Consider the following 19,964-nt stretch of genomic DNA (forward strand, 5'->3'; position numbering starts at 1 on the left):
CGATGAAAATTTCCGGTTTTTCTCCGCGCTTTTGTACTCAGCGGCCACGGACAATCCGGCGGCTGCCCCAGCAGGTGGCCAGGAAGTAGGCGCCATATACCACCAGGATAAACACGGCGGTAACGGCGCTGGAGGCCACGGCGTCCAGCTTGCCAACCGACAAGATAACTCTGTTGGCCGCTGTCATGCCCACCACAGCGTGGATGACCGCCAGGAACAGCGGCAGGAAGAAGGCCAGAAATACCTGGACATACACCGACCGGTCCCGCATCTTCTCCTCCACGCCCAGACGGGTGAGCACCGCGTACCGCTCCTGGTTGTCCGCCGCCTGGCTCAGCTGCTGGAGAGCCAGCACCGCCGCCGAGGTCAGCAGGAAGATGATGCCCAGGTAGATACCCAGAAAGAGGACCAGAATCTTGGTGCCCATGGTCTCCTGATAGACCTCCAGCTTGGTGTAGGTGCGGGTGCTGCCGGCATCCTCTCCCAGCACGGAACGGTAGTAATCAGAGAGGACGCTCCGGAGCAGCGCCTCCGTGTCCTCCTTGGGCACGTCGGTGCGGTAATTGGCACAGTAGTAGGTGACATTGCGGTACATTTTACTGGTATCCCAGTCGCCCGCACCCTCCAGAACCTCATCGGGGATGATGAGATAGTTCTGAGCCTCGCTGGAGTAGCCGATGGACAGGGCGGCATGGATGGGGTCCGCTCCGGCTGTCAGGGTGTGGTGATTGGCTACCAGAGAAGGGTTGTCGGCAAGCAGCCGGGTCATCCATTCATCCTCAACCCCCACCACCCAGAGGTATGTGGAGGGCTCCAGCGTGATGGGTTCCAGTCCCTCCAGGGAGCGGAGGCCGTTGTAGCTGGACAGGGGGAGCACATGCTCCACCAGATATTCATCCCACTCGGGCACGTAGAGCTGTCCCTGCCACAGCTCCACCTCGGCGCTCTGGGACAGCTGGATCTCAGGGTCAAAGCCCGCCTCCTTCAGTGCGCCGGGGATATCTGTGGGCAGCTCCTCGCCTGTCGCTGCGTCATAACGCTGGGCGGCCAGGGAGACATCATAGGGCGCCTGGGCGTTGGTGAGCTGGGAGATGGTGTTGTTCAGGCCGATGGAGCAGGCGGTAATGCCGATGGCCAGCAGGAGCATGAGGCAGATGACCGTCATGGACACATAGGTGCTGTTGATGCGGGAGTTGAACTGGCGCAGGATGAACATATTCAGGCCCTTGTAGTAGAGCTTCTTGTTGGCCTGGCACACCCGCAGCAGGAAGCCGGACAGGGACAGGAAGAACAGCAGGGTGCCTGCCGTGCCCAGGGCCAGCATGACAAAGAACAGGGTGTCCACCCGCAGGATGCCCCGGTAGAGGAGCATGGCGTAGGCGATGCCCAGCAGCACGGCCCCCACCACAAAGAGGACCGCCGACACACCCAGGTTCTTCACCTTCAGCTCCTGGTTCCGCTTGCCCGCCTGCATCAGGTCAAGCAGCTTGCACCGGGACACGGACAGGGAGTTGAAGCACATGACCACCAGAAAGATGACGCCGAAGTAGAGCACCGTCTTGCCCAGGGCGCGGGGAGAAAAGACGAAGTGAAATTCGGGAACGTCAATGGCAAAGAGGCTGGCGGTAAACACCGAGATGAACTGGGACAGAAAGACGCCCAGGGCCAGGCCCACCCCCAGGGACAGCAGGCCGATGAGGAGCGTCTCCAGGAAGAGAAGGCCGGAGATGGCGCCGGTGCCCATGCCAAGCAGCAGGTAGGTGCCCAGCTCCTTCTTCCGGCGGCGGACCATGAAGCTGTTGGCGTAGAGAATGAGAAAGGCCAGAACCACCGACACAAACACCGAGATGACGTCGATGAGCTGGATGATGGTGCGGGCGATGTTGTTTCCGCCCTTGAGAGCCTCCATGACGTACTGGGCGTCCATGGAGTTGAACACGTAGAAGATGCACACGCCGAAGGTGAGGGTGAGGAAGTACACCGAGTAGTCCCGCAGGCTGCGTGTCACATTCTTCAGGGCCAGCTTAGAGAACATCCCGGTCGTCACCTCCCAGCAGGGTCACAACCTGGATGATGCGGGTGAAGAAGGCCTTCCGGCTGTCCTCCCCACGGATGAGCTCGGTGAAGGGACGGCCATCCTTGATAAAGAGGATACGGTGGCAGTAGCTGGCGGTAAAGGCGTCGTGGGTGACCATGAGGATGGTGGCCTGCCGCTCCCGGTTCAGGGCCTCGAACCGGTCCAGCAGCAGCCGGGCAGCCTTGGAGTCCAGGGCGCCGGTGGGCTCGTCGGCCAGCACCAGGGTGGGACGGGTGATGATGGCCCGGGCGGCCGCTACACGCTGCCGCTGGCCGCCCGAGAGCTGGTAGGGGTACCGGGACAGGCACTCCTCAATCTCCAGCAGCCGGGCTGTCTCCTTCACCCGGGGCTCAATCTCCTTTGCCGGAGTCTTGAGAATGGTGAGGGCCAGGGCGATGTTCTCGAAGGCGGTGAGGGTGTCCAGCAGGTTGCAGTCCTGAAAGACAAAGCCCAGCCGCTCCCGGCGGAATTTGGACAGGGCCTTGTTCTTCATGGCGGTAATGTCCGCGCCGTCCACAATGATGTGTCCGGCGGTGGGCCGGTCGATGGTGGCGATGCAGTTGAGCAGGGTGGTCTTGCCGCTGCCCGATGCGCCCATGATGCCCACGAACTCCCCCGGCTGGACGGAAAAGCTCATGTCGTCAATGGCCCGGGTCACAGAACTGCGGGCGCCGTAATATTTTTGAAGATGAGTGACGGTGAGAATCGGTTCCATGGCGGAATCCCTCCTTATGGGCCTATTGTACCCCGGCCCGGCCGGCGGGGCCATGGGCGGACCTTACGGGGAGGTGACAGTTTTGTAAGGCTGGCCCTCCGCCAGGTGGAAGCGGCCCAGGGGGAAGGTGAGGGCGGCCAGGGTTCCGCCGCCGGGCGGACAGGAGAGGGACAGCCCCAGTCCCAGCCGGGCGCACAGCTTTCTGCACAGGTACAGCCCCAGACCGGTGGAGCGGGTGGACAGCCTCCGACCGTTGGAGCCGGTGAAGCCCTTGTCAAACACACGGGGCAGGTCCTCCGGCGGGATGCCGGGGCCGTTGTCCAGGAGGGAGAGGACCACCCCGTCCCGCTTCACCTCCTGGGAGAAGGTGAGCTTGGGGGCGGCGGAGCGGTACTTGAGGGAGTTGGAGATAAGCTGGCCCAGGATGAACTCCACCCACTTTCCGTCGGAGCAGACCACCGCGTCCAGTTCCCTCAGCTCCACCCGGAATCCGGCCTCAATAAGGGGACGGACGTACCGCCGCAGGGCGGCGGAGACGGCCTGACTCAGAGGCATGGACCGGACGGCGTAGTCCCGGTCCACTGCGCCGCTGCGGGCGTAAAACAGGGCCTGCTCCACATAGCCCTCAATCTGGAACAGGGCGTCTTCCACGCTGTCGGACAGGGGGCCGGGGTGGTTCTCCAGACACAGCCGGGCGGCGGCAATGGGGGTCTTGACCTCATGAATCCAGGTCTCGATGTACTCCCGGTACTCCCCCATGTCCCGCCGGGCGTCCCCCACCGCCTCCGTCATGGAGGCACCCATGGTCCGGGCGGCGGAGAAGAGAAATTCGCCCTCGGGAAAGCCGGGCTCCACCATCACCTCAGAGAACAGGTACTTCTCGTCCAGGGCCTCCAGCCTGCCCTCCATGTCCTGATAAAACCGGAGCTTGCGGGCAATCTCGCCGCCCAGGGGCAGGAGGACGCACAGGGCAATCACCAGACAGAGAAAGAGTGTAGCCGAAGGGGGGACCCGCAGCAAAAACAGCAGGGCCGCCGTGAAGAGCAGAATAAACACAAGCCCCAGCAGGTGGGGCAGCTTTTCTTTGAGCAGGGCGGACAGAGTCATGGCGGGACCTCCCTTTCAGCGGAATAGCCGGTCAGGACAGCAGCAGCTGGTACCCCTGGCCACGGCGGGTGATGAGCACGTCCTTCAGGCCCAGCTCCTCCAGGGTGCGGCGCAGCCGGGTCACGTTGACGGTGAGGGTGTTGTCGTCCACAAACTGGTCGGATTGCCACAGGGCGTTCATCAGGGCGTCCCGGCTGACGATCTGCCCCGGCTGGCGGAGCAGCTGCCGCAGGAGCAGCACCTCGTTGCGGGTGAGTCGGGCATCTCTGTCCTCAAAGCGCACCGTGCCGCTGCCCAGGTCCAGGGACACGCCCCCCGCCGACAGTACCGACGCTCCGCCGCCGGAGGGGTAGGCACGCTGGAGCAATCGGGCCATCCGGGCCAGGAGAATCTGGGGGTTGAAGGGCTTGGTGATGAAGTCGTCCGCACCCAGGTTCATGCTCATCAGCTCGTCCAGCTCGTCGGAGCGGCTTGTTACTATCATAATGGGCAGCTGGGCGCTGCGGGCGCGCAGGTCCCTGCAGACGTGGTAGCCGTCGTACCGGGGCAGACCCAGGTCCAGCAGCACCAGCTGGACGCCGCTGGACAGAATCTGTCCGGCCAGGTCCTCAAATCCTGCCGGGAACAGGCAGCGGTAGCCGTACCGCTCCAGCAGCGCGGAGAGCTCATCCCGCAGGCGCAGGTCGTCCTCCGCCAGAAACACCGTATATCCCATTGTCTCACATCCTTTTCCACAGTGTACCACGAAATTGTGGATAAGGTCCTTAAGAAAACATAAAAAAGCCCCGGAGCGCCGCTCCGGGGTGGAAAATCAGGATTGTTCCAGCAGCAGCTGGTACACGGCGCCCTGGACATAGTCCATGTCCTCAAAGGTGACACCGGGAGCGGGACAGAGCAGGATGCCGTCATCTGCGCAGGAGACCAAAATGTGATACTCCTCCTCCAGACGGCGGGCCATCTCTTTGGTGTCCCGGCCGGTAAAGGTCACCGACACCAGCGGCCCGTGGAACGCAAAGGGATCGGCGGGAGCATCCACCCGCAGCCCATCCTCCTCCAGCTCCAGCATCCGGCCCAGCAGGTGCCGCAGCAGTCTGGCCCGACGTTCATCGGACGGGACGGGCGCGTGATTCATCAGAACGGTTCTCATGGCAGACCTCCTCACCAGTCCAGGGCCTCGCCCACAGCCAGACGGAAGGTGTAGCCGTCCTCCCGGAGGGCGGGGAGGATGATGTCCAGCACCTGAGCCGAGCGGGTGTCGTCGTCCAGGGTGATGTGGGCCAGGGAGCGCTTGGAATCCGCGCTGCGGAGCACCGACGACGCGCAGTAGGAGACAGAGGAGGACTCGGGCAGGGACACGTTGCCCTCCCATACCGACCAGCCGTCGGCCTCCAGAGCGGCGATGGTGTCGTCGTCCCCATTTTCCACCAGCACGGTGCGGGTATTCATATGGGCGGCCAGCTCCAGCAGCCGGTTTCCCTCGGTGAGCAGCTGAGTTGCATCGGAGGCGGGACCGCCCGCCACCGACAGCCCTACGCTGTGCCCCGCGCCCACCATGCGGCGAATGAGGGCGGCGTTGTCTCCGATGGCATCAGGCGGCATAAAGAAGAGGGCGGTGCGGTTCTCACGGGCCAGAATGTCCAGAATATCGGCCAGACCTGTCCCGTCGGTGTGGTGGAAGGCCAGGGAGACCGTCACATAGCGCTTGTCGCCCGGCTCACTGCTGTCCGTGGGGGATGGAGAGGGGGAGAAGGGAATGGTGACAGAAGGGGAGGGGGAGACGGACTGGGACGGCGACGTGGAGGGATTCAGGCTTTCCTGGCCCCGCCAGTACTTTTTATAGGCGTCGGCGATAGAGGTAGACAGGGCGGAATCCATGAAGTCCCGGTCGGAGAGCACGGCGCTGGAGGTGGTCAGACGGATGACCTGGCCGTAGATGGTGGCCTCCTGGTAGGACTGGATGCCGAAATAGGAGCACACACTGGGCATGGACACGTAGATCATGCTGCCCCGGACAATGGCCCGGGTATAGCCTGTGTTGCCGTCCCGGTCCTCACAGGTACCGGCGTTCAGGTCGTATTTCAGCAGCGCCTGCTTGGTGTAGAGGGTGAGCACGTTGTCGCGCAGGGAGTATTTGACGCCCAGATCCACGTCTACCACATTGGGGTCAAAGACCGTATAGGGTATGTAATAAGTGCCGCCCACCTGGATGGGCATGTTGGTGGAGCTGATGGGGGTGATCACCTGGTCGTTGAGGGCCAGAATATTGATTTTGCCCTCGGCGGCCTGGGCGCCGGACAGGGAGATCCCCAGCACAATGGCTGCGGCGCACAGCAGGGAGAGCAGACATTTTTTCCAGTTCATATCGGACACACCTCCCGGAAAAGGGGCGGAAAGGGAATGGGGCAATACACAATCATTATACCACATGCGCTCGGCCCGGGTAAAGTGGAAAGACCCGGGCCGCTCTTGCGCCGGTCTGACGGGCATAGTATAATAACAAGATATTAATTGCCCCGGAGCGGCGGAGCGCCGAAGCCGGAAAATCATGTGAAAAGAGGCCCATCTATGGATTATGCAAAAGAGTCCCTGCGCCTGCACTACGAGTGGAAAGGCAAGCTGAGCGTGACGCCCAAGGTGGCGGTGGACAGCCGGGAGGCCCTCTCCCTGGCCTACACCCCCGGCGTGGCCGCCCCCTGCCTGGAGATCCACAAGGACCCGGAGAAGAGCTTTGAGCTCACCGGCCGCTGGAACACCGTCACCGTCATCACCGACGGTACCGCTGTGCTGGGCCTGGGCGACATCGGCCCCGAGGCCGGTATGCCCGTCATGGAGGGCAAGTGCCTCCTGCTCAAGGCCTTCGGTGACGTGGACGCCATTCCCCTGTGCATCCGCAGCAAGGATGTGGACGACATCGTCAACACCATCCGTCTCCTGGCCGGCTCCTTCGGCGGCATCAACCTGGAGGATATCGCCGCCCCCCGGTGCTTTGAGATTGAGAAGCGTCTGAAGGAGTGCTGCGACATCCCCATCTTCCACGATGACCAGCACGGCACCGCCATTGTGGTGGCGGCCGCCCTCACCAACGCCCTCAAGCTCACCGGCAAGAAGATTGAGGACATCCACGCCGTGTTCTCCGGCGCAGGCGCGGCGGGTACCGCCGTGTTCAAGCTGCTGTGGAAGATGGGCCTGCGCCACGCCGTCCTCTGCGACATCAACGGCGTGGTCTACCCCGGCCGGCCCGACCTGGCCGGCGATCCCTGGCTCTCTGAGCTGGCCGAGCTGAGCCAGCCCACCGTCCGGGGCGGTCTGGCCGAGGCCATGGTGGGCGCCGATCTGTTCGTGGGCGTGTCCGCCCCCAACCTGGTCACCGGGGACATGGTGCGCTCCATGGCCAAGGACCCCATCCTCTTCGCCATGGCCAACCCGGTGCCCGAGATCATGCCCGACGTGGCCCTGGAAGCCGGCGCCGCCGTGGTGGGCACCGGCCGGAGCGACTTCCCCAACCAGATCAACAACATGATGGCCTTCCCCGGCGTGTTCCGGGGCGCCCTGGACGTGCGGGCCAGGGATATCAACGACGAGATGAAGCTGGCCGCCGCCTATGCCCTGGCCGACCTGGTGGGGGACGACCTGGCCCCCGACCACATTGTCCCCGAGGGATTTGACACCAGAATCACCCCCGCCGTGGCCAAGGCTGTGGCTCAGGCCGCCCGGGACAGCGGCGTGGCCCGGCTGTGAGCGCGGGCATTTTAATTGAGTTTTAAGAATCAGTAAATGGTCTCCGTGCTCTTGCGGGGGTATACTGTCTCCAGATAACAGGAAATGGGGGAACCTCCATGGCAGTGACAATGGAACAGGTGGAGCGCCTTCGGGAGAAATCGGGCGCCACCTATGAGATGTGCCGGGACGCGCTGGAGCGGACCGGCGGCAATCTGCTGGACGCCATCATCCTGCTGGAGCGGGAGGGGCACAGCCGCACTGCCGGAGCCACCTTTACCACCAGACCGGGAGAGAAGGCCGCTGAGGCTGCCCGGCTGGTGCTCAGCCCGGAGAGCGCCCAGAACGGCCGGGGCAGGAAGCGCAGCGACTGGCGGGACGGCGCCGCCGAGGTGTGGGAGGCGGCGAAGAACCTGCTCCGCCACGCCACGGTGAACCAGTTTGAGGTGTGGCGCCGGGGAGAGATGATGACCTCCATGCCGGTGCTCATCCTGGTGCTGCTGTTTATCCTGGTGTTCTGGATTACGGTCCCCCTGCTGATCATCGGCCTGTTCCTGGGCTGCCGGTACCGCTTTGTGGGGCCGGACCTGGGCAAGGAGTCGGTCAACAACGTGATGGACAGCATGTCCGACACGGTGGACGGCATGGTGGAAGAGGTGCGCCGGGAGTTCACCGACGAGAAGAAGGAGAAAGCGTCTCCTGCCGGTGAGCCGGACCGGGAGGCGCAGAAGCAGGAGCGGCGCAAAAAAGCAGAGGCCGCCGGAGAGAAGGCCGCGCGGGCAGCGGAAAAAGCGGCCAGCGCGGCGGAGAAGGCCGTGAAGAAGGCGGCGGAGGCCGCCCAGCGGGCCGATGTGGCCGACAAGGCCATCAACGCCGTGGATAAGGCCCTGGGGGCCGTGGACAAGAAGCTGGAGGAGCTGGACCGCTGGCTCTCCAGCAGTGACAAGAAGGAGTAAGGGCGGCGCAGCCGCCGCCTGTTGGGAGGCAAAGGGATATGCCCAAGATTCTGCTGGTGGAGGACGAGGAGAAGCTGGCCCGGGTGGTGGAGCTGGAGCTGCGCTACGAGGGCTACGAGGTGGAGAAGGCCTTTGACGGCCGGGAGGGTCTGGAAAAAGCCCTCTCCGGTGGCTTTGACCTGATTCTGCTGGACATCATGCTCCCATCCATGTCGGGCATGGAGGTGCTCCGCCGCCTGCGGCGGGAGAGCCAGGTGCCCGTTATCATGGTCACCGCCCGGGACACCGTGGTGGATAAGGTGTCCGGACTGGACTCGGGCGCCGACGACTACATCACCAAGCCCTTTGAGATTGAGGAGCTGCTGGCCCGCATCCGTGCTGCCCTGCGCAAGCGTCCGGCACGGCAGGAGAGCGCCGTCCTCACCGCCGGGCCCCTGACCATGGACCCGGAGCGCCATGAGGTCACCGTGAAGGGCACCCCGGTGGAGCTGACCCGCCGGGAGTTCGATCTGCTGCGCTATCTGCTGGAGAACAAGGAGAAGGTTATCTCCCGGGAGTCCCTGCTGGACAACGTGTGGGGCTTTGACTTCGTGGGAGAGACCAACGCGGTGGACGTGTATATCCGCTTCCTCCGCGCCAAAATTGACGAGGCATTTGGTATCAAGCTGATTCACACCGTCCGGGGTGTGGGGTATGTAATTCGGGAGGAAAACGAATGAAAGCCGAAGCGATTGTGTATACCAGCTGCACCGGAAACACCAGACGCTACGCCCACATGCTGGGCAAGGCCGCCAATCTGCCGGTGCTGGACCTGAAGGAGGCCAGCCTGGCCCCCAATACGCCTGTGATTTACCTGGGCTGGCTGATGGCCGGCGGAGTGAAGGGCCTGAAGCAGGCCCGGAAGCGGTTTGACGTCCGGGCCGTGTGCGCCGTGGGCATGGCCGTGCCCAGCAAGGAGGGCAAGGAGAAAATGGCCAGGGACAACGGCCTGGACGGCGGGGAGTCCCTGTTTTACCTCCGGGGCGGCTACGCCCCCAGGCAGCTGCCTTGGCTGTACCGGACCATGATGGCGGTCAAGACCAAGTCGGTGCTCAGGCAGCCCGTCAAAACCGAGGCTGACCGCATGCTGCGGGACGCCTTTGTCAACGGCGGAAGCTGGGTGACCGAGGAACAGCTGGCCCCTGTGCTGGCGTGGCTGGAGGGCTGACCTCCGGCAGGGATAAAAGCGGACAGGCCGGAGCCGTCCGGCGCGGAATGGGGAATGGAGTATGGCAGCAAAACAAGTCAACAGGCCGGAACGGACCAAATCCTCCATCGTTCTGCGGCTCAACACCAGGCTCTTTTTCCGCCTGCTGGGCATCTATGTGGGCATGAACCTGCTCATCACCCTGCTCTTCTGCGGGGGGATGTTCATCTGGGCGGAGAAACAGGCGGCTGAAATCAACGGCCTGGTGGAGGAGCGGGGCGTGCCCACGGCGGAGGCCACCGAGTGGATGAACGCGGGCGACTACATCGTCACCGCGGGTATCGGGGACAGCGAGGGCTACCGGCTGCCCGCATGGCTGCCCACCCCGGACGAGACCGCACGGGGCGTGCGGTACTTCAACCCGGGAGAGATCGACTTCTTCTTCCTGGTGGCCTTCCGCACCGGCGGCGCCACCAGCTACACCGTGGAGATGCCGGGAGAGGAGCCCTATGCCATCACCCTGGACCTCCAGGGCCCCATGACCTTCTTTTCCGTGGCGTCCCGGGTGCTGCTGGTGTTCCAGCTTCTGAGCCTGATCTCCAACCTGTTCAAAAACGCCGGGACCATCAAAAAGACCCTGCGGCCCATCCAGGACCTGGCTGCGGCTGCTGCACGGCTCAACACCGTCTCCGGCATGTCCCCCGAGGAGCTCCAGGCCCTGGCGGGCAAGCTGGACCAGATCAACGCCACCCACCTGGACACCCGCATCTCGGTGACCGGCCAGCAGAAGGAATTGAAAACCCTGGCAGAGGCCATCAACGCCATGCTGGACCGCATCAACGAGGCCTACCGCTCCCAGATGCGCTTTGTCTCGGACGCCAGCCACGAGCTGCGCACCCCCATTGCCGTCATCCAGGGGTACGCCAACATGCTCAACCGCTGGGGCAAGGACGACCCCGAGACCCGGCAGGAGGCCATCGACGCCATCAGCGCCGAGGCCGCCTCCATGAAGGAGCTGGTGGAGCAGCTGCTCTTCCTGGCCCGGGGAGACAACGAGTCCATGCACGTGGAGTTTGAGGACTTCGACCTGACCGCCGTGGCCGCCGAGGTGCTGCGGGAGACCGAGATGATCGACCAGACCCACCAGTTCTCAGCCCGGTGGGAGGAGAATGTGACCGTCCACGCCGATGTGGGCCTTATCAAGCAGGCCATGCGCATTCTGGTGGACAACTCCATCAAGTACACCCCCGCCGGCGGCTGCATCCGCCTGGGGGTGGAGAAGCGGGACGGCACCGCCCGGCTCACCGTCCAGGACGAGGGCCAGGGCATCGACGCCGAGAGCCTGCCCCATATCTTTGAGCGGTTCTACCGCACCGACCAGTCCAGAGCCCGCCAGACCGGCGGCACCGGCCTGGGCCTGGCCATCGCCAAGTGGATTGTGGACCGCCACGGCGGCTGGTTCGAGGTGACCAGCCGGGAGGGCATCGGCACCCGCATGACCGTGGTGCTCCCCCTGGCTCCGCCCGTCCAGCAGTCCGCCCCGGCCCAGCCAGCGGAGGACAAGAAGCTGGCCTGAAAGAGAAAGAAAACATAAGCCCGAGGCAGAATGCATTCTGCCTCGGGCTTATGTTTTACAGTCTTAATCGTAGGGGCTCTTTTTCAGCTGACCTGTTTTTTCTGCGATGATGTTCCACACCTTGCGCTGAAGCCCTGCCAGATGAAGCGGGCAAAGAGCGTGTTGAATACGACGATAACCTCCAGGGCGCCCACTTCCCAGTTCAGGACGCTGATATACCGCAGCAGCCTGCATCCGCCGAACAGGGCGCACAGCAGAGGCTTTTTTGACCGGGAGGCAAACAGATACATCCCGGCGGAGAGAAGGGCGATGATACAAAGCACGACAAATACAGCGACAAAAACCCTGCGCCACAGAACCGGATTCCCGTTTTTTATAGCGCCCAGGACGGAGAAAAGGGTTATGGACAGGGGAATGACAGCCAGTGCAAGGCACATAAGGCCGGACAACAGCCTGAACCATCCGGCAGCGAACTTAAGCGACCGGCGCAAAGCAATCACCGCCTTTTTGCCGGCTCAGTCCTCCGTGGTCAGGGACTTGGGGCCGAAGCCGTAGGGCAGCAGCTCTTTCAGGGGAAGGGTGACAAACTCGTGGTCTCCACGGGCCACCAGCACCGTCAGGTCGGGGGCAAACTCATAGAGCATCTGACGGCAGGCGCCGCAGGGCCAGCAGTAGTCCGCCGAATTGCCCACCACGGCGATGCGCTTCCAGTCGTCCCGGTGGCCTTCGCTCACCGCCTTCACAAGGGCGGTGCGCTCGGCGCAGATGGTGGAGCCGTAGGCCGCGTTTTCCACGTTGCAGCCGGTAAACACCGTGCCGTCGGCACACTCCAGGGCCGCGCCCACGGGAAAGCCGGAGTAGGGCACATAGGAGCGCTCCAGCATGGTAAAGGCCAGTTCTACCAGTTCTCGATCGGTCATAGGGCATGCCTCCTTTAATTCATTTTATCCTATGGGGCGGGGAAAAGTCAACTGCAGCCACAGGAGACATAAAATTTACAAATTACCATACCAAACAACAGGGAAATGTGATATGATAATCTCTGAATATTCTGCTGTTTTGTACCGGTGCAGGGCGGGCCACCCGCCGCGCCGGACCTGGATACATTCCGCCCCCGGAGGGTCTGATATGAAGAAAAAATGCCTGCTGTTTTTTGTTGCCGCGCTGATGCTGGGCACCCTTACCGGCTGCTTCCGCTCGGTGGACGAGCTGTTCACCCTGCCCAAGCTGCCCGAGGAGTACCAGAATCTGCAGGAGAAAATTGAAGAGGTCACCACCGGCACCGGCGCCGAGTACGCCGCCCCCATCATGGGCGCCAACAACCAGCCCGTCCAGCTCCAGGACCTGGACGGGGACGGGGTCATGGAGGCCCTGGCCTTCTTCCGGGTCAGCGCCTCCGGCGACGACAAGCCCCTGAAGATCTACATCTTCCGCCTCACCGAGGAGGGATATGAGCTGGGCACCGTCATTGAGGGCGAGGGGGCCGCCATCAACTCCATCAGCTATGAGGACGTGTGCGGCGGACCCTCCAAGGAGCTGGTGGTGAGCTGGCTGGTGAGCGGCAACGCCTATGTCCTGTCGGTCTACTCCATCGAGCACTACCAGGCCACCGAGATGCTCCACACCGGATACACCAGCTTTGAGCTCCAGGACCTGGACATGGACAACCGGAAGGAGATCGCCGTGGTGCGGCTGGACACCATCGAGGGCAAGAGCCGGGTGGAGTTCTACGACGCCGAGGAGAACGACCTGGTGCTCCGGTCCAGCCCCATGCTGTCCCAGGGCGTCACCGGCATTGTGACCGACGGCGTCCAGACCGGTTACCTCCGGGGAGATGCCGAGGGCAACACCACAGCCCCCGGACTATTCATCACCTCCTACCAGGGAGAGGGCGTGGTTACCGATATCTTCGCCTGGCGGAACGGCGCCCTGGAGAACATCACCCTGGAGAGCAGCGAGGCGGGCAGCGGCGTGGGTGTGAGCAATTCCACCCGCCGATCCAAGGATGACGCCATGCCCAAGGACATCAACGACGACAATTTCCTGGAGATCCCCATGCCTGTCCCCCTTATCTCCGGCGGCGGGACCACCACGGCGGAGACCCTGTACACCTGGGTTCAGTACGACCTGAGCGGGGCGGGCACGCCGGTGTTCACCACCTACCACAACTTTGACGACGGCTGGTACTTCATCCTCCCCGACTGGTGGGAGGGCAAGATCACCGTCAGCCAGTACTCCACCATCGGTGAGAAGGCCACCGCGTTCTCCCTGTGGACCGGAGAGGAACAGGAGCCGGAGACCTTCCTCACCATCTATAAGCTGACCGGGCCCAACCGGTACACCCGCTCCCGGATGGGGGAGCGGTTCACCCTCACCGCCGACGAGAACACCATCTACTCCGCCGAGCTGAAGACCGACGTCTGGGACTGCGGACTGGATGAGCTGGGCGTGCAGGAGATGTTCAAGCAGAGCACAACGGACTGGTAAAACGGGACTAAGAGGAGGCAGGAACATGAAAAAGGTACTTGTGCTGGAGGATGAATCCAACATCCGCAGCTTTGTGGTTATCAATCTCAAACGGGCGGGCTATGAGGCCATTGAGGCCGAGACCGGCGAGGAGGCCCTGGCTCAGCTGCGCCGCAACCCGGATATCAAGGTGGCCCTGCTGGACATCATGCTGCCCGACATGGACGGCTTTGAGGTCTGCCGCCGCATCCGGGCCAGCGACAGCCAGATCGGCATCATCATGCTCACCGCCCGCACCCAGGAGATGGACAAGGTCACCGGCCTGATGACCGGCGCCGACGACTATGTGACCAAGCCCTTCTCCCCGGCGGAGCTGACCGCCCGCATCGACGCACTCTACCGCCGCACCGGCGGCGCCGAGAAGGAGAACAGCGGGGAGATCTCCCAGCCCCCCTTCCTCCTCAACACCCGCAACCAGACACTGGAGAAAAACGGCCAGCGGGTCAAGCTGACCCCTGTGGAGTACTCCATTGTGAAGCTCTTTATGGAAAAGCCGGGCCAGGCCCTCTCCCGGGAGGAGATCCTGGACACCGTCTGGGGCAGGGACTACTTCGGCGAGCTGAAGATCGTGGACGTGAATATCCGCCGCCTGCGCATCAAAATCGAGGACAACCCCCAGAACCCCACCTATATCACCACCGTATGGGGCTATGGATATAAATGGGGCTTCTGAGAGAAAAAATCCGGGGTGAACAGCCACACATGAAATCCAACAAATTCAAAGGCATCCGCAAACGATGGATGGTCAACTCCATCAGCGTGGTGCTGCTCATCGTCCTGCTGGCGGTGACCGCCTTCTCGGTGGCCCTGGCGGGCTACTACTACTCCAGCATGAGCTCTGAGCTCAAAGGCAAGGCGGAGAGCGCCGTCAGCCAGAGTACCGCCCGCACTGAGACCGAGTACCTCCAGTACGCTCAGGACTATGTGTCCAACCGTTTCTCCGACCAGGACGGCATCCAGGTCCAGTTCATCAACGCGGCAACCGGCACAGTCCAGGTCTCCAGCTACGGCAATGACGACCGCTACGGACTCACCGCCGGCACCAAGCCGGACACGCCCGACATCTCCGGCGCCATTGAGACGGTGGACACCGTCTCCTGGACCGGAAACGACCCGCAGACCGGCGAGCACATCATGGCCGTCTCCAGCCCCCTGGTCATCAACGGCGAGGTGGTGGCCGTGGCCCGCATGGTCACCTCCCTGCGGCTGGTGGACCGGCAGATCACCATGATCATCGTCATCGCCCTGCTCATCGGCGCGCTCATTCTGGCCCTGGTCTATTTCTCCAACCTGTATTTCGTCCGCTCTATTGTGGAGCCAGTGGCCAGCATTACCGAGACCGCCAAGCGCATCGCCGCCGGCAGCTACGGCATCCAGATTGAGAAGAAGTTTGACGACGAGATCGGCGATCTGACCGACACCATCAACGACATGTCCCTGAAAATCAAGCAGTCGGAGAAGCTCAAGAGTGAGTTTATCGCCTCTGTCTCCCACGAACTGCGCACCCCCCTCACCGCCATCAACGGCTGGGCCGAGACCATTCAGAACGGCGAGGTGCGGGACGCTGAGGACGTGCGCAAGGGCATGAATATCATCGTCTCCGAGGCCCGCAGGCTCACCAACATGGTGGAGGAGCTGCTGGAGTTCTCCCGCATTGAGGACGGCCGGTTCACCCTGTCCATCGAGCCGGTGGACATCAAGGCCGAGCTGGAGGACGCGGTGTACACCTACAAGGAGTTCTTCCGCAAGGAGGGCATTATTCTCAACTACGAGGACACCGAGGAGGAGTTCCCCACCATCGAGGCCGACCCGGAGCGGCTGCGGCAGGTGTTCTCCAACCTCTTTGACAACGCCGCCAAGCACGGCGGCAGCGGCAAGCGCATCGACACCGCCATCCGCCGGGAGGGGGAAGAGATTATCATCACCATCCGGGACTACGGCCCCGGTATCCCCGAGGAGGAGCTGCCCCACGTGAAGTACAAGTTCTACAAGGGCTCCTCCAAGGCCAGAGGCAGCGGCATCGGCCTGGCGGTGTGCGACGAGATCATCACCCGCCACAACGGCACCCTGGACATCGGCAACGCCGAGGGCGGCGGCTGTGTGGTCACCATCCATCTGCCGATTGGAACATAAGTTCTAATTTTTCTTGCAATCGGGCCGCCGGTCTGATAAAATACAAAAGGCAACAAAAGGAGAAACACGACCCCATGTCAAATGAACACAAATCCTGCGCCACCCCGTTCAAGACCATGATCGGCGGTCAGGCGCTCATCGAGGGCATCATGATGATGGGCCCCGAGAAAAAGGCCATCGTGGTCCGTAAACCCGACGGCGAGCTGGAGGAGAAGGTGGACGACCGGGTCCTCATCAAGGACAAGTACCCCGTCCTGGGCCTGCCCTTCATCCGGGGTATCTTCAGCTTCGGCTCCTCCATGGCCAACGGCGTGAAGGCCCTCATGTTCTCCGCCTCCTTCTTCCCGGAGGATGAGGAGGAAGAGGAGGAGCCCTCCAAGTTCGAGCTCTGGCTGGAGAAGCATCTGGGCAGCGAGAAGGCCGCCAGCTTCTTTGTCACCCTGGCGGTAATTATGGGTATGGCCTTCTCTGTGGGCCTCTTCATCCTGCTGCCCACCGCCCTGGTGGGCGCCGCCGGCGCGCTGGCGGGCGGCATGCCCATGTGGCTGCGCAACCTGCTGGAGGGCGTGGTCCGGGTGGTCATCTTTATGGGCTACCTTATCCTCTGCTCCCGCATGAAGGACATCCGCCGGGTGTTCTCCTACCACGGCGCCGAGCACAAGACCATCTTCTGCTACGAGAAGGGCCTGCCCCTGACGGTGGAGAACGTCCGGGCCCAGCCCTGCCACCACCCCCGCTGCGGCACCAGTTTCCTCTTTGTGGTCATCGTGGTGGCCATTCTGGTGTCCAGCGTGGTGTTCTCCTTCATCGAGGTGACCAACACCTTCGCACGTATGGGCCTGCACCTGCTGATGCTGCCCATCGTGGTGGGCATTACCTACGAGATCAACCGCTGGGTGGGCGCCCACGACAACATCATCTGCCGGGCCGTCCGTGCGCCGGGGCTGTGGATGCAGAACTTCACCACCTTTGAGCCGGACGACTCCATGATCGAGGTGGGCATCCGCTCCCTGACCCTGGTGCTGCCCAGCGAGAAGGGTAAGGATGCCTGGTAACAGGAAGCGCTGAGCACCCGGGAGCAGGCGGATAAGACGGGAGCGGAGGCAAAAGCCCAAGGAGGGGCACAGCCCCGGATGGGTTTTGCCGCAGTCGTACGGCTTATGCGCCGTCGCGGAGGGTGCGAGGCGTGACAGGGAGAAGCGCTGAGCCGCCGTGAGCAGATACAGCGTGACAAAGAAAGAGAGAAAACACAGACAGGTGTGTGAGTGTGTGTGGCAACAACCTATAACAATCTCTATCTGGACGCCCGGAAGAGGCTGAAGGCGGCCGGTGTGGAGGCCGCCCAGCTGGAGGCCAGAGAGCTGGTCTGCTTTGCGGCAGGCAAAAACAGGGAGCAGTTCCTCCGGGATATGTCCCTCTACGCCTCCGACGAGGTGGAGGCCAAGGTGGCGGAGCTGATGAACCGCCGCCTGGCGGGGGAACCGGTGGCCTACCTCATCGGCGAGTGGGAGTTTTACGGCCTGCCCCTGGATATCTCCAGAGACGTGCTTATCCCCCGGGCGGACACCGAGGTGTTGGCCGAGCAGGCTATTCTGGCCGCCCGTGCCGCCGGAGAGGGGGCCAGAGTGCTGGACCTGTGCGCCGGCAGCGGCTGCGTGGGCCTGGCGGTGGCCGCCAACGCCCCCCTGTGCCGGGCCGTGCTGGCTGATGTGTCGGAGGAGGCGCTGAAGATCTGCCGCCAGAACATCCGGCGCAACGACCTCAACGCCCGGGTGACCTGCGTCCAAGCCGACGCACGGCAGGCGCCGTCCGCCAAGCTGTGGGATTTTGACGTCATCGCCTGCAACCCGCCCTATATCCCCACCGGGGACATTGACGGCCTGGACACCTCTGTCCGGGACTACGAGCCCCACCTGGCACTGGACGGCGGCGACGACGGCCTGGACTTCTACCGGGATATTGCCGAAAAGTGGCGCACTGCCCTCCGGCTGGGCGGCGTGCTCCTCTTTGAGGTGGGCATCGGCCAGGCCGCCGACGTGGAGCAGATTCTGGCCCTCTGCGGCTATGAGGACATTGAGACCTTCCAGGACACCGGCGGCATCTGGCGCGTGGTGAAGGGAACGGCCAACCAATAACAACACCGGGGCGGACGTCCGCCCGCTGAAAGGATGATACACAACATGGCAGACAAGAAGAAAGCCGCCGTGGAGAGCGCGGCGCCCGCCGCTGACAAGAAGAAGGCTCTGGAGACCGCCATGGCCCAGATCGAGCGGGCCTACGGCAAGGGCTCCATCATGCGCCTGGGCGACAACGCCAACATTGTGGTGGAGGCCATCCCCACCGGCTCCCTGGCACTGGACCTGGCTCTGGGTATCGGCGGCCTGCCCAAGGGCCGCATCATTGAGATCTACGGGCCTGAGTCCTCCGGTAAGACCACCCTGGCCCTCCATGTGGCCGCCGAGGCCCAGAAGCGGGGCGGCGAGGTGGCCTTCATCGACGCCGAGCACGCCCTGGACCCCACCTACGCCCGTGCGCTGGGCGTGGACATCGAGTCCATGCTCATCTCCCAGCCCGACACCGGCGAGCAGGGCCTGGAGATCTGCGAGGCCCTGGTCCGCTCCGGCGCCATCGACGTGGTGGTGGTGGACTCGGTGGCCGCCCTCACCCCCCGTGCTGAGATCGAGGGCGACATGGGCGACTCCCACGTGGGCCTGCTGGCCCGCCTCATGAGCCAGGCCCTGCGTAAGTTGGCCGGCTCCATCGCCAAGACCAACTGCATTGTCATCTTCATCAACCAGCTGCGTGAGAAGGTGGGTGTGGTGTACGGCAACCCGGAGGTCACCACCGGCGGCCGCGCCCTGAAGTTCTACTCCTCCGTGCGCATCGACGTGCGTCGCACTGAGGCCCTCAAGAGCGGCTCCGAGGTTATCGGCAACCGCACCCGGGCCAAGGTGGTCAAGAACAAGGTGGCCCCCCCCTTCCGGGAGGCCGAGTTCGACATCATGTACGGTGAGGGCATCTCCAAGGTGGGCGAGCTCATCGACCTGGGCGTCAAGCTGGACCTGGTGCAGAAGAGCGGCTCCTGGTTCGCCATGGGCGACATGCGCCTGGGCCAGGGCCGTGACGCCGCCAAGCAGTTCCTGCGTGACAACCCGGAGGTGGCCGACAAGCTGGAGGCCGACATCCGCCGGGACGCCTACAAGCTGATGCCCAACCAGGCCAAGGCCGCCGCCCGTGCCGCCGGCCGCGCGGTGGACGTGTCCGCCGAGGACTTCGAGGATGAGGATAACTAAACTCCTGCCCTCACAGCGGATTCAGGGCCGGTGGCTGTGCCACCTGGAGGACGGGACTATCCTGCGGGTGACCGAGAACGAGGTGGCCTGCTTCGGGCTGTACTCCGGCATGGAGCTGACCGGAGAACTGCGGGCGCAGCTGGAGGAGGCCGTCCGCCGGGGCGAGGTGAAGGAAAAGGCCCTGCGGCTTTTGTCCGGACGGCCTATGTCCCGGAAGGAGCTGGTGGACAAGCTCACCACCCGGCCCCGTGACAAGGAGAAGGAGCCCATCCCCGAGGAGCTGGCCGAGGAGGCCGCCAACCGTCTGGAGGAGCTGGGCTACCTCAACGATGCCGAGTACGCCAGCACCGTGGCCCGGCACTACGCCGCCAAGGGCTACGGGGAGCGGAAGCTGCGGGACGAGCTGTGGAAGCGGGGTGTCCCCCGGGAGTACTGGGACCAGGCATTGGAGGAGGTCCAGGACCCCACAGACGCCATGGATGCCTTTATCCGCCGCAAGCTCATGGGCCGCACCGCTAACCGGGAGACGGTGGGCAAGCTGTCCGCCGCGCTGGCCCGAAGGGGCTACCGCTGGGAGGACATCCGCGCCGCCCTGAGCCGGTACGGTGAGACCTTCGAGGACGAGAGCATTTGAGAGCAGAGAGAGAAATTCAAGGGAAAACCGGAAAATGGGGCATT

The 19,964-nt window shown here is 63.4% G+C and carries 20 protein-coding genes; 12 read left to right on the forward strand and 8 right to left on the reverse strand.

Features of this window, described 5'->3' with window-relative positions; translation table 11 throughout:
• Positions 1–37: 37 nt before the first annotated feature.
• The 6 genes from ACOX7T_RS09955 to ACOX7T_RS09980 all read right to left on the reverse strand — a co-directional run bounded on the left by ACOX7T_RS09955 (position 38) and on the right by ACOX7T_RS09980 (position 6,260).
• The gene (locus tag ACOX7T_RS09955) at positions 38–2,035 is read right to left on the reverse strand and encodes an FtsX-like permease family protein (protein WP_433442308.1); all 1,998 of its coding nucleotides are present in this window, start codon (positions 2,033–2,035) and stop codon (positions 38–40) included.
• Positions 2,025–2,792 (reverse strand): ABC transporter ATP-binding protein, encoded by a 768-nt coding sequence (locus tag ACOX7T_RS09960; RefSeq protein WP_433442310.1) that lies wholly within the window; start codon positions 2,790–2,792, stop codon positions 2,025–2,027. Before ACOX7T_RS09960 ends, ACOX7T_RS09955 begins: the two co-directional genes overlap by 11 nt.
• Before the next feature lie 63 nt (positions 2,793–2,855).
• Positions 2,856–3,899 (reverse strand): ATP-binding protein, encoded by a 1,044-nt coding sequence (locus ACOX7T_RS09965; RefSeq protein WP_433442312.1) that lies wholly within the window; start codon positions 3,897–3,899, stop codon positions 2,856–2,858.
• Positions 3,900–3,930: 31 nt separating this feature from the next.
• A complete protein-coding gene (locus ACOX7T_RS09970; protein WP_433442314.1) occupies positions 3,931–4,614 on the reverse strand; it encodes a response regulator transcription factor in 684 nt (227 codons plus the stop codon).
• Between the two features lie 96 nt (positions 4,615–4,710).
• A complete protein-coding gene (locus tag ACOX7T_RS09975; RefSeq protein ID WP_433442316.1) occupies positions 4,711–5,046 on the reverse strand; it encodes a hypothetical protein in 336 nt (111 codons plus the stop codon).
• A gap of 11 nt (positions 5,047–5,057) precedes the next feature.
• Positions 5,058–6,260 carry a hypothetical protein gene (locus tag ACOX7T_RS09980; protein WP_433442318.1) on the reverse strand — a complete coding sequence of 401 codons (1,203 nt, stop codon included), beginning with the start codon at positions 6,258–6,260 and terminating at the stop codon, positions 5,058–5,060.
• A 204-nt stretch (positions 6,261–6,464) separates the two neighbouring features.
• Here ACOX7T_RS09980 and ACOX7T_RS09985 point away from each other — a divergent pair, with 204 nt between their 5' ends.
• The 5 genes from ACOX7T_RS09985 (at position 6,465) to ACOX7T_RS10005 (ending at position 11,334) form a co-directional block, all read left to right on the forward strand.
• Positions 6,465–7,637, forward strand: a complete 1,173-nt coding sequence (locus ACOX7T_RS09985) for an NAD(P)-dependent malic enzyme (protein ID WP_433442320.1) — start codon at positions 6,465–6,467, stop codon at positions 7,635–7,637.
• 98 nt (positions 7,638–7,735) lie between these two features.
• Entirely contained in the window at positions 7,736–8,572 is an 837-nt protein-coding gene (locus tag ACOX7T_RS09990) for a ubiquitin (RefSeq protein ID WP_433442322.1), read from the forward strand.
• Between the two features lie 38 nt (positions 8,573–8,610).
• A complete protein-coding gene (locus ACOX7T_RS09995) occupies positions 8,611–9,291 on the forward strand; it encodes a response regulator transcription factor (protein WP_433442324.1) in 681 nt (226 codons plus the stop codon).
• Positions 9,288–9,779, forward strand: coding sequence for a hypothetical protein (locus tag ACOX7T_RS10000; protein WP_433442326.1), 492 nt, complete (start codon positions 9,288–9,290; stop codon positions 9,777–9,779). Before ACOX7T_RS09995 ends, ACOX7T_RS10000 begins: the two co-directional genes overlap by 4 nt.
• Positions 9,780–9,840: 61 nt before the next feature.
• Positions 9,841–11,334, forward strand: coding sequence for a sensor histidine kinase (locus ACOX7T_RS10005; protein ID WP_433442328.1), 1,494 nt, complete (start codon positions 9,841–9,843; stop codon positions 11,332–11,334).
• An 83-nt stretch (positions 11,335–11,417) separates the two neighbouring features.
• Here ACOX7T_RS10005 and ACOX7T_RS10010 read toward each other — a convergent pair whose 3' ends face one another.
• Positions 11,418–11,657, reverse strand: coding sequence for a hypothetical protein (locus ACOX7T_RS10010; RefSeq protein ID WP_433442330.1), 240 nt, complete (start codon positions 11,655–11,657; stop codon positions 11,418–11,420).
• A gap of 192 nt (positions 11,658–11,849) precedes the next feature.
• Positions 11,850–12,254 carry a cytidine deaminase gene (cdd, locus tag ACOX7T_RS10015; RefSeq protein ID WP_433442332.1) on the reverse strand — a complete coding sequence of 135 codons (405 nt, stop codon included), beginning with the start codon at positions 12,252–12,254 and terminating at the stop codon, positions 11,850–11,852.
• A gap of 208 nt (positions 12,255–12,462) precedes the next feature.
• Here cdd and ACOX7T_RS10020 point away from each other — a divergent pair, with 208 nt between their 5' ends.
• The 7 genes from ACOX7T_RS10020 to ACOX7T_RS10050 all read left to right on the forward strand — a co-directional run bounded on the left by ACOX7T_RS10020 (position 12,463) and on the right by ACOX7T_RS10050 (position 19,920).
• Positions 12,463–13,821, forward strand: a complete 1,359-nt coding sequence (locus ACOX7T_RS10020) for a hypothetical protein (protein ID WP_433442334.1) — start codon at positions 12,463–12,465, stop codon at positions 13,819–13,821.
• Between the two features lie 25 nt (positions 13,822–13,846).
• Positions 13,847–14,533, forward strand: coding sequence for a response regulator transcription factor (locus ACOX7T_RS10025; RefSeq protein WP_433442336.1), 687 nt, complete (start codon positions 13,847–13,849; stop codon positions 14,531–14,533).
• Between the two features lie 29 nt (positions 14,534–14,562).
• A complete protein-coding gene (locus ACOX7T_RS10030) occupies positions 14,563–15,993 on the forward strand; it encodes a sensor histidine kinase (protein ID WP_433442338.1) in 1,431 nt (476 codons plus the stop codon).
• Between the two features lie 74 nt (positions 15,994–16,067).
• Positions 16,068–17,048 carry a DUF1385 domain-containing protein gene (locus ACOX7T_RS10035; RefSeq protein ID WP_433442340.1) on the forward strand — a complete coding sequence of 327 codons (981 nt, stop codon included), beginning with the start codon at positions 16,068–16,070 and terminating at the stop codon, positions 17,046–17,048.
• A 216-nt stretch (positions 17,049–17,264) separates the two neighbouring features.
• On the forward strand, positions 17,265–18,128 hold the full coding sequence (gene prmC, locus ACOX7T_RS10040; protein WP_433442342.1) for a peptide chain release factor N(5)-glutamine methyltransferase: 864 nt from the start codon (positions 17,265–17,267) through the stop codon (positions 18,126–18,128).
• Positions 18,129–18,173: 45 nt separating this feature from the next.
• Entirely contained in the window at positions 18,174–19,286 is a 1,113-nt protein-coding gene (gene recA / locus ACOX7T_RS10045; RefSeq protein WP_433442344.1) for a recombinase RecA, read from the forward strand.
• A complete protein-coding gene (locus ACOX7T_RS10050) occupies positions 19,273–19,920 on the forward strand; it encodes a regulatory protein RecX (RefSeq protein WP_433442346.1) in 648 nt (215 codons plus the stop codon). The genes recA and ACOX7T_RS10050 overlap by 14 nt, the downstream gene beginning before the upstream one ends.
• Positions 19,921–19,964 lie beyond the last annotated feature (44 nt).

This window comes from Pseudoflavonifractor sp., assembly GCF_050943825.1.
Taxonomy (GTDB): Bacteria; Bacillota; Clostridia; order Oscillospirales; family Oscillospiraceae; genus Pseudoflavonifractor.

Bases quoted from the DNA above. Each gene is read 5' to 3' on its own strand.
- ACOX7T_RS09955 (WP_433442308.1), bottom strand. From the start codon at position 2,035: ATGTTCTCTAAGCTGGCCCTGAAGAATGTGACACGCAGCCTGCGGGAC.
- ACOX7T_RS09960 (WP_433442310.1), bottom strand. From the start codon at position 2,792: ATGGAACCGATTCTCACCGTCACTCATCTTCAAAAATATTACGGCGCC.
- ACOX7T_RS09965 (WP_433442312.1), bottom strand. From the start codon at position 3,899: ATGACTCTGTCCGCCCTGCTCAAAGAAAAGCTGCCCCACCTGCTGGGG.
- ACOX7T_RS09970 (WP_433442314.1), bottom strand. From the start codon at position 4,614: ATGGGATATACGGTGTTTCTGGCGGAGGACGACCTGCGCCTGCGGGAT.
- ACOX7T_RS09975 (WP_433442316.1), bottom strand. From the start codon at position 5,046: ATGAGAACCGTTCTGATGAATCACGCGCCCGTCCCGTCCGATGAACGT.
- ACOX7T_RS09980 (WP_433442318.1), bottom strand. From the start codon at position 6,260: ATGAACTGGAAAAAATGTCTGCTCTCCCTGCTGTGCGCCGCAGCCATT.
- ACOX7T_RS09985 (WP_433442320.1), top strand. From the start codon at position 6,465: ATGGATTATGCAAAAGAGTCCCTGCGCCTGCACTACGAGTGGAAAGGC.
- ACOX7T_RS09990 (WP_433442322.1), top strand. From the start codon at position 7,736: ATGGCAGTGACAATGGAACAGGTGGAGCGCCTTCGGGAGAAATCGGGC.
- ACOX7T_RS09995 (WP_433442324.1), top strand. From the start codon at position 8,611: ATGCCCAAGATTCTGCTGGTGGAGGACGAGGAGAAGCTGGCCCGGGTG.
- ACOX7T_RS10000 (WP_433442326.1), top strand. From the start codon at position 9,288: ATGAAAGCCGAAGCGATTGTGTATACCAGCTGCACCGGAAACACCAGA.
- ACOX7T_RS10005 (WP_433442328.1), top strand. From the start codon at position 9,841: ATGGCAGCAAAACAAGTCAACAGGCCGGAACGGACCAAATCCTCCATC.
- cdd (WP_433442332.1), bottom strand. From the start codon at position 12,254: ATGACCGATCGAGAACTGGTAGAACTGGCCTTTACCATGCTGGAGCGC.
- ACOX7T_RS10020 (WP_433442334.1), top strand. From the start codon at position 12,463: ATGAAGAAAAAATGCCTGCTGTTTTTTGTTGCCGCGCTGATGCTGGGC.
- ACOX7T_RS10025 (WP_433442336.1), top strand. From the start codon at position 13,847: ATGAAAAAGGTACTTGTGCTGGAGGATGAATCCAACATCCGCAGCTTT.
- ACOX7T_RS10030 (WP_433442338.1), top strand. From the start codon at position 14,563: ATGAAATCCAACAAATTCAAAGGCATCCGCAAACGATGGATGGTCAAC.
- ACOX7T_RS10035 (WP_433442340.1), top strand. From the start codon at position 16,068: ATGTCAAATGAACACAAATCCTGCGCCACCCCGTTCAAGACCATGATC.
- recA (WP_433442344.1), top strand. From the start codon at position 18,174: ATGGCAGACAAGAAGAAAGCCGCCGTGGAGAGCGCGGCGCCCGCCGCT.
- ACOX7T_RS10050 (WP_433442346.1), top strand. From the start codon at position 19,273: ATGAGGATAACTAAACTCCTGCCCTCACAGCGGATTCAGGGCCGGTGG.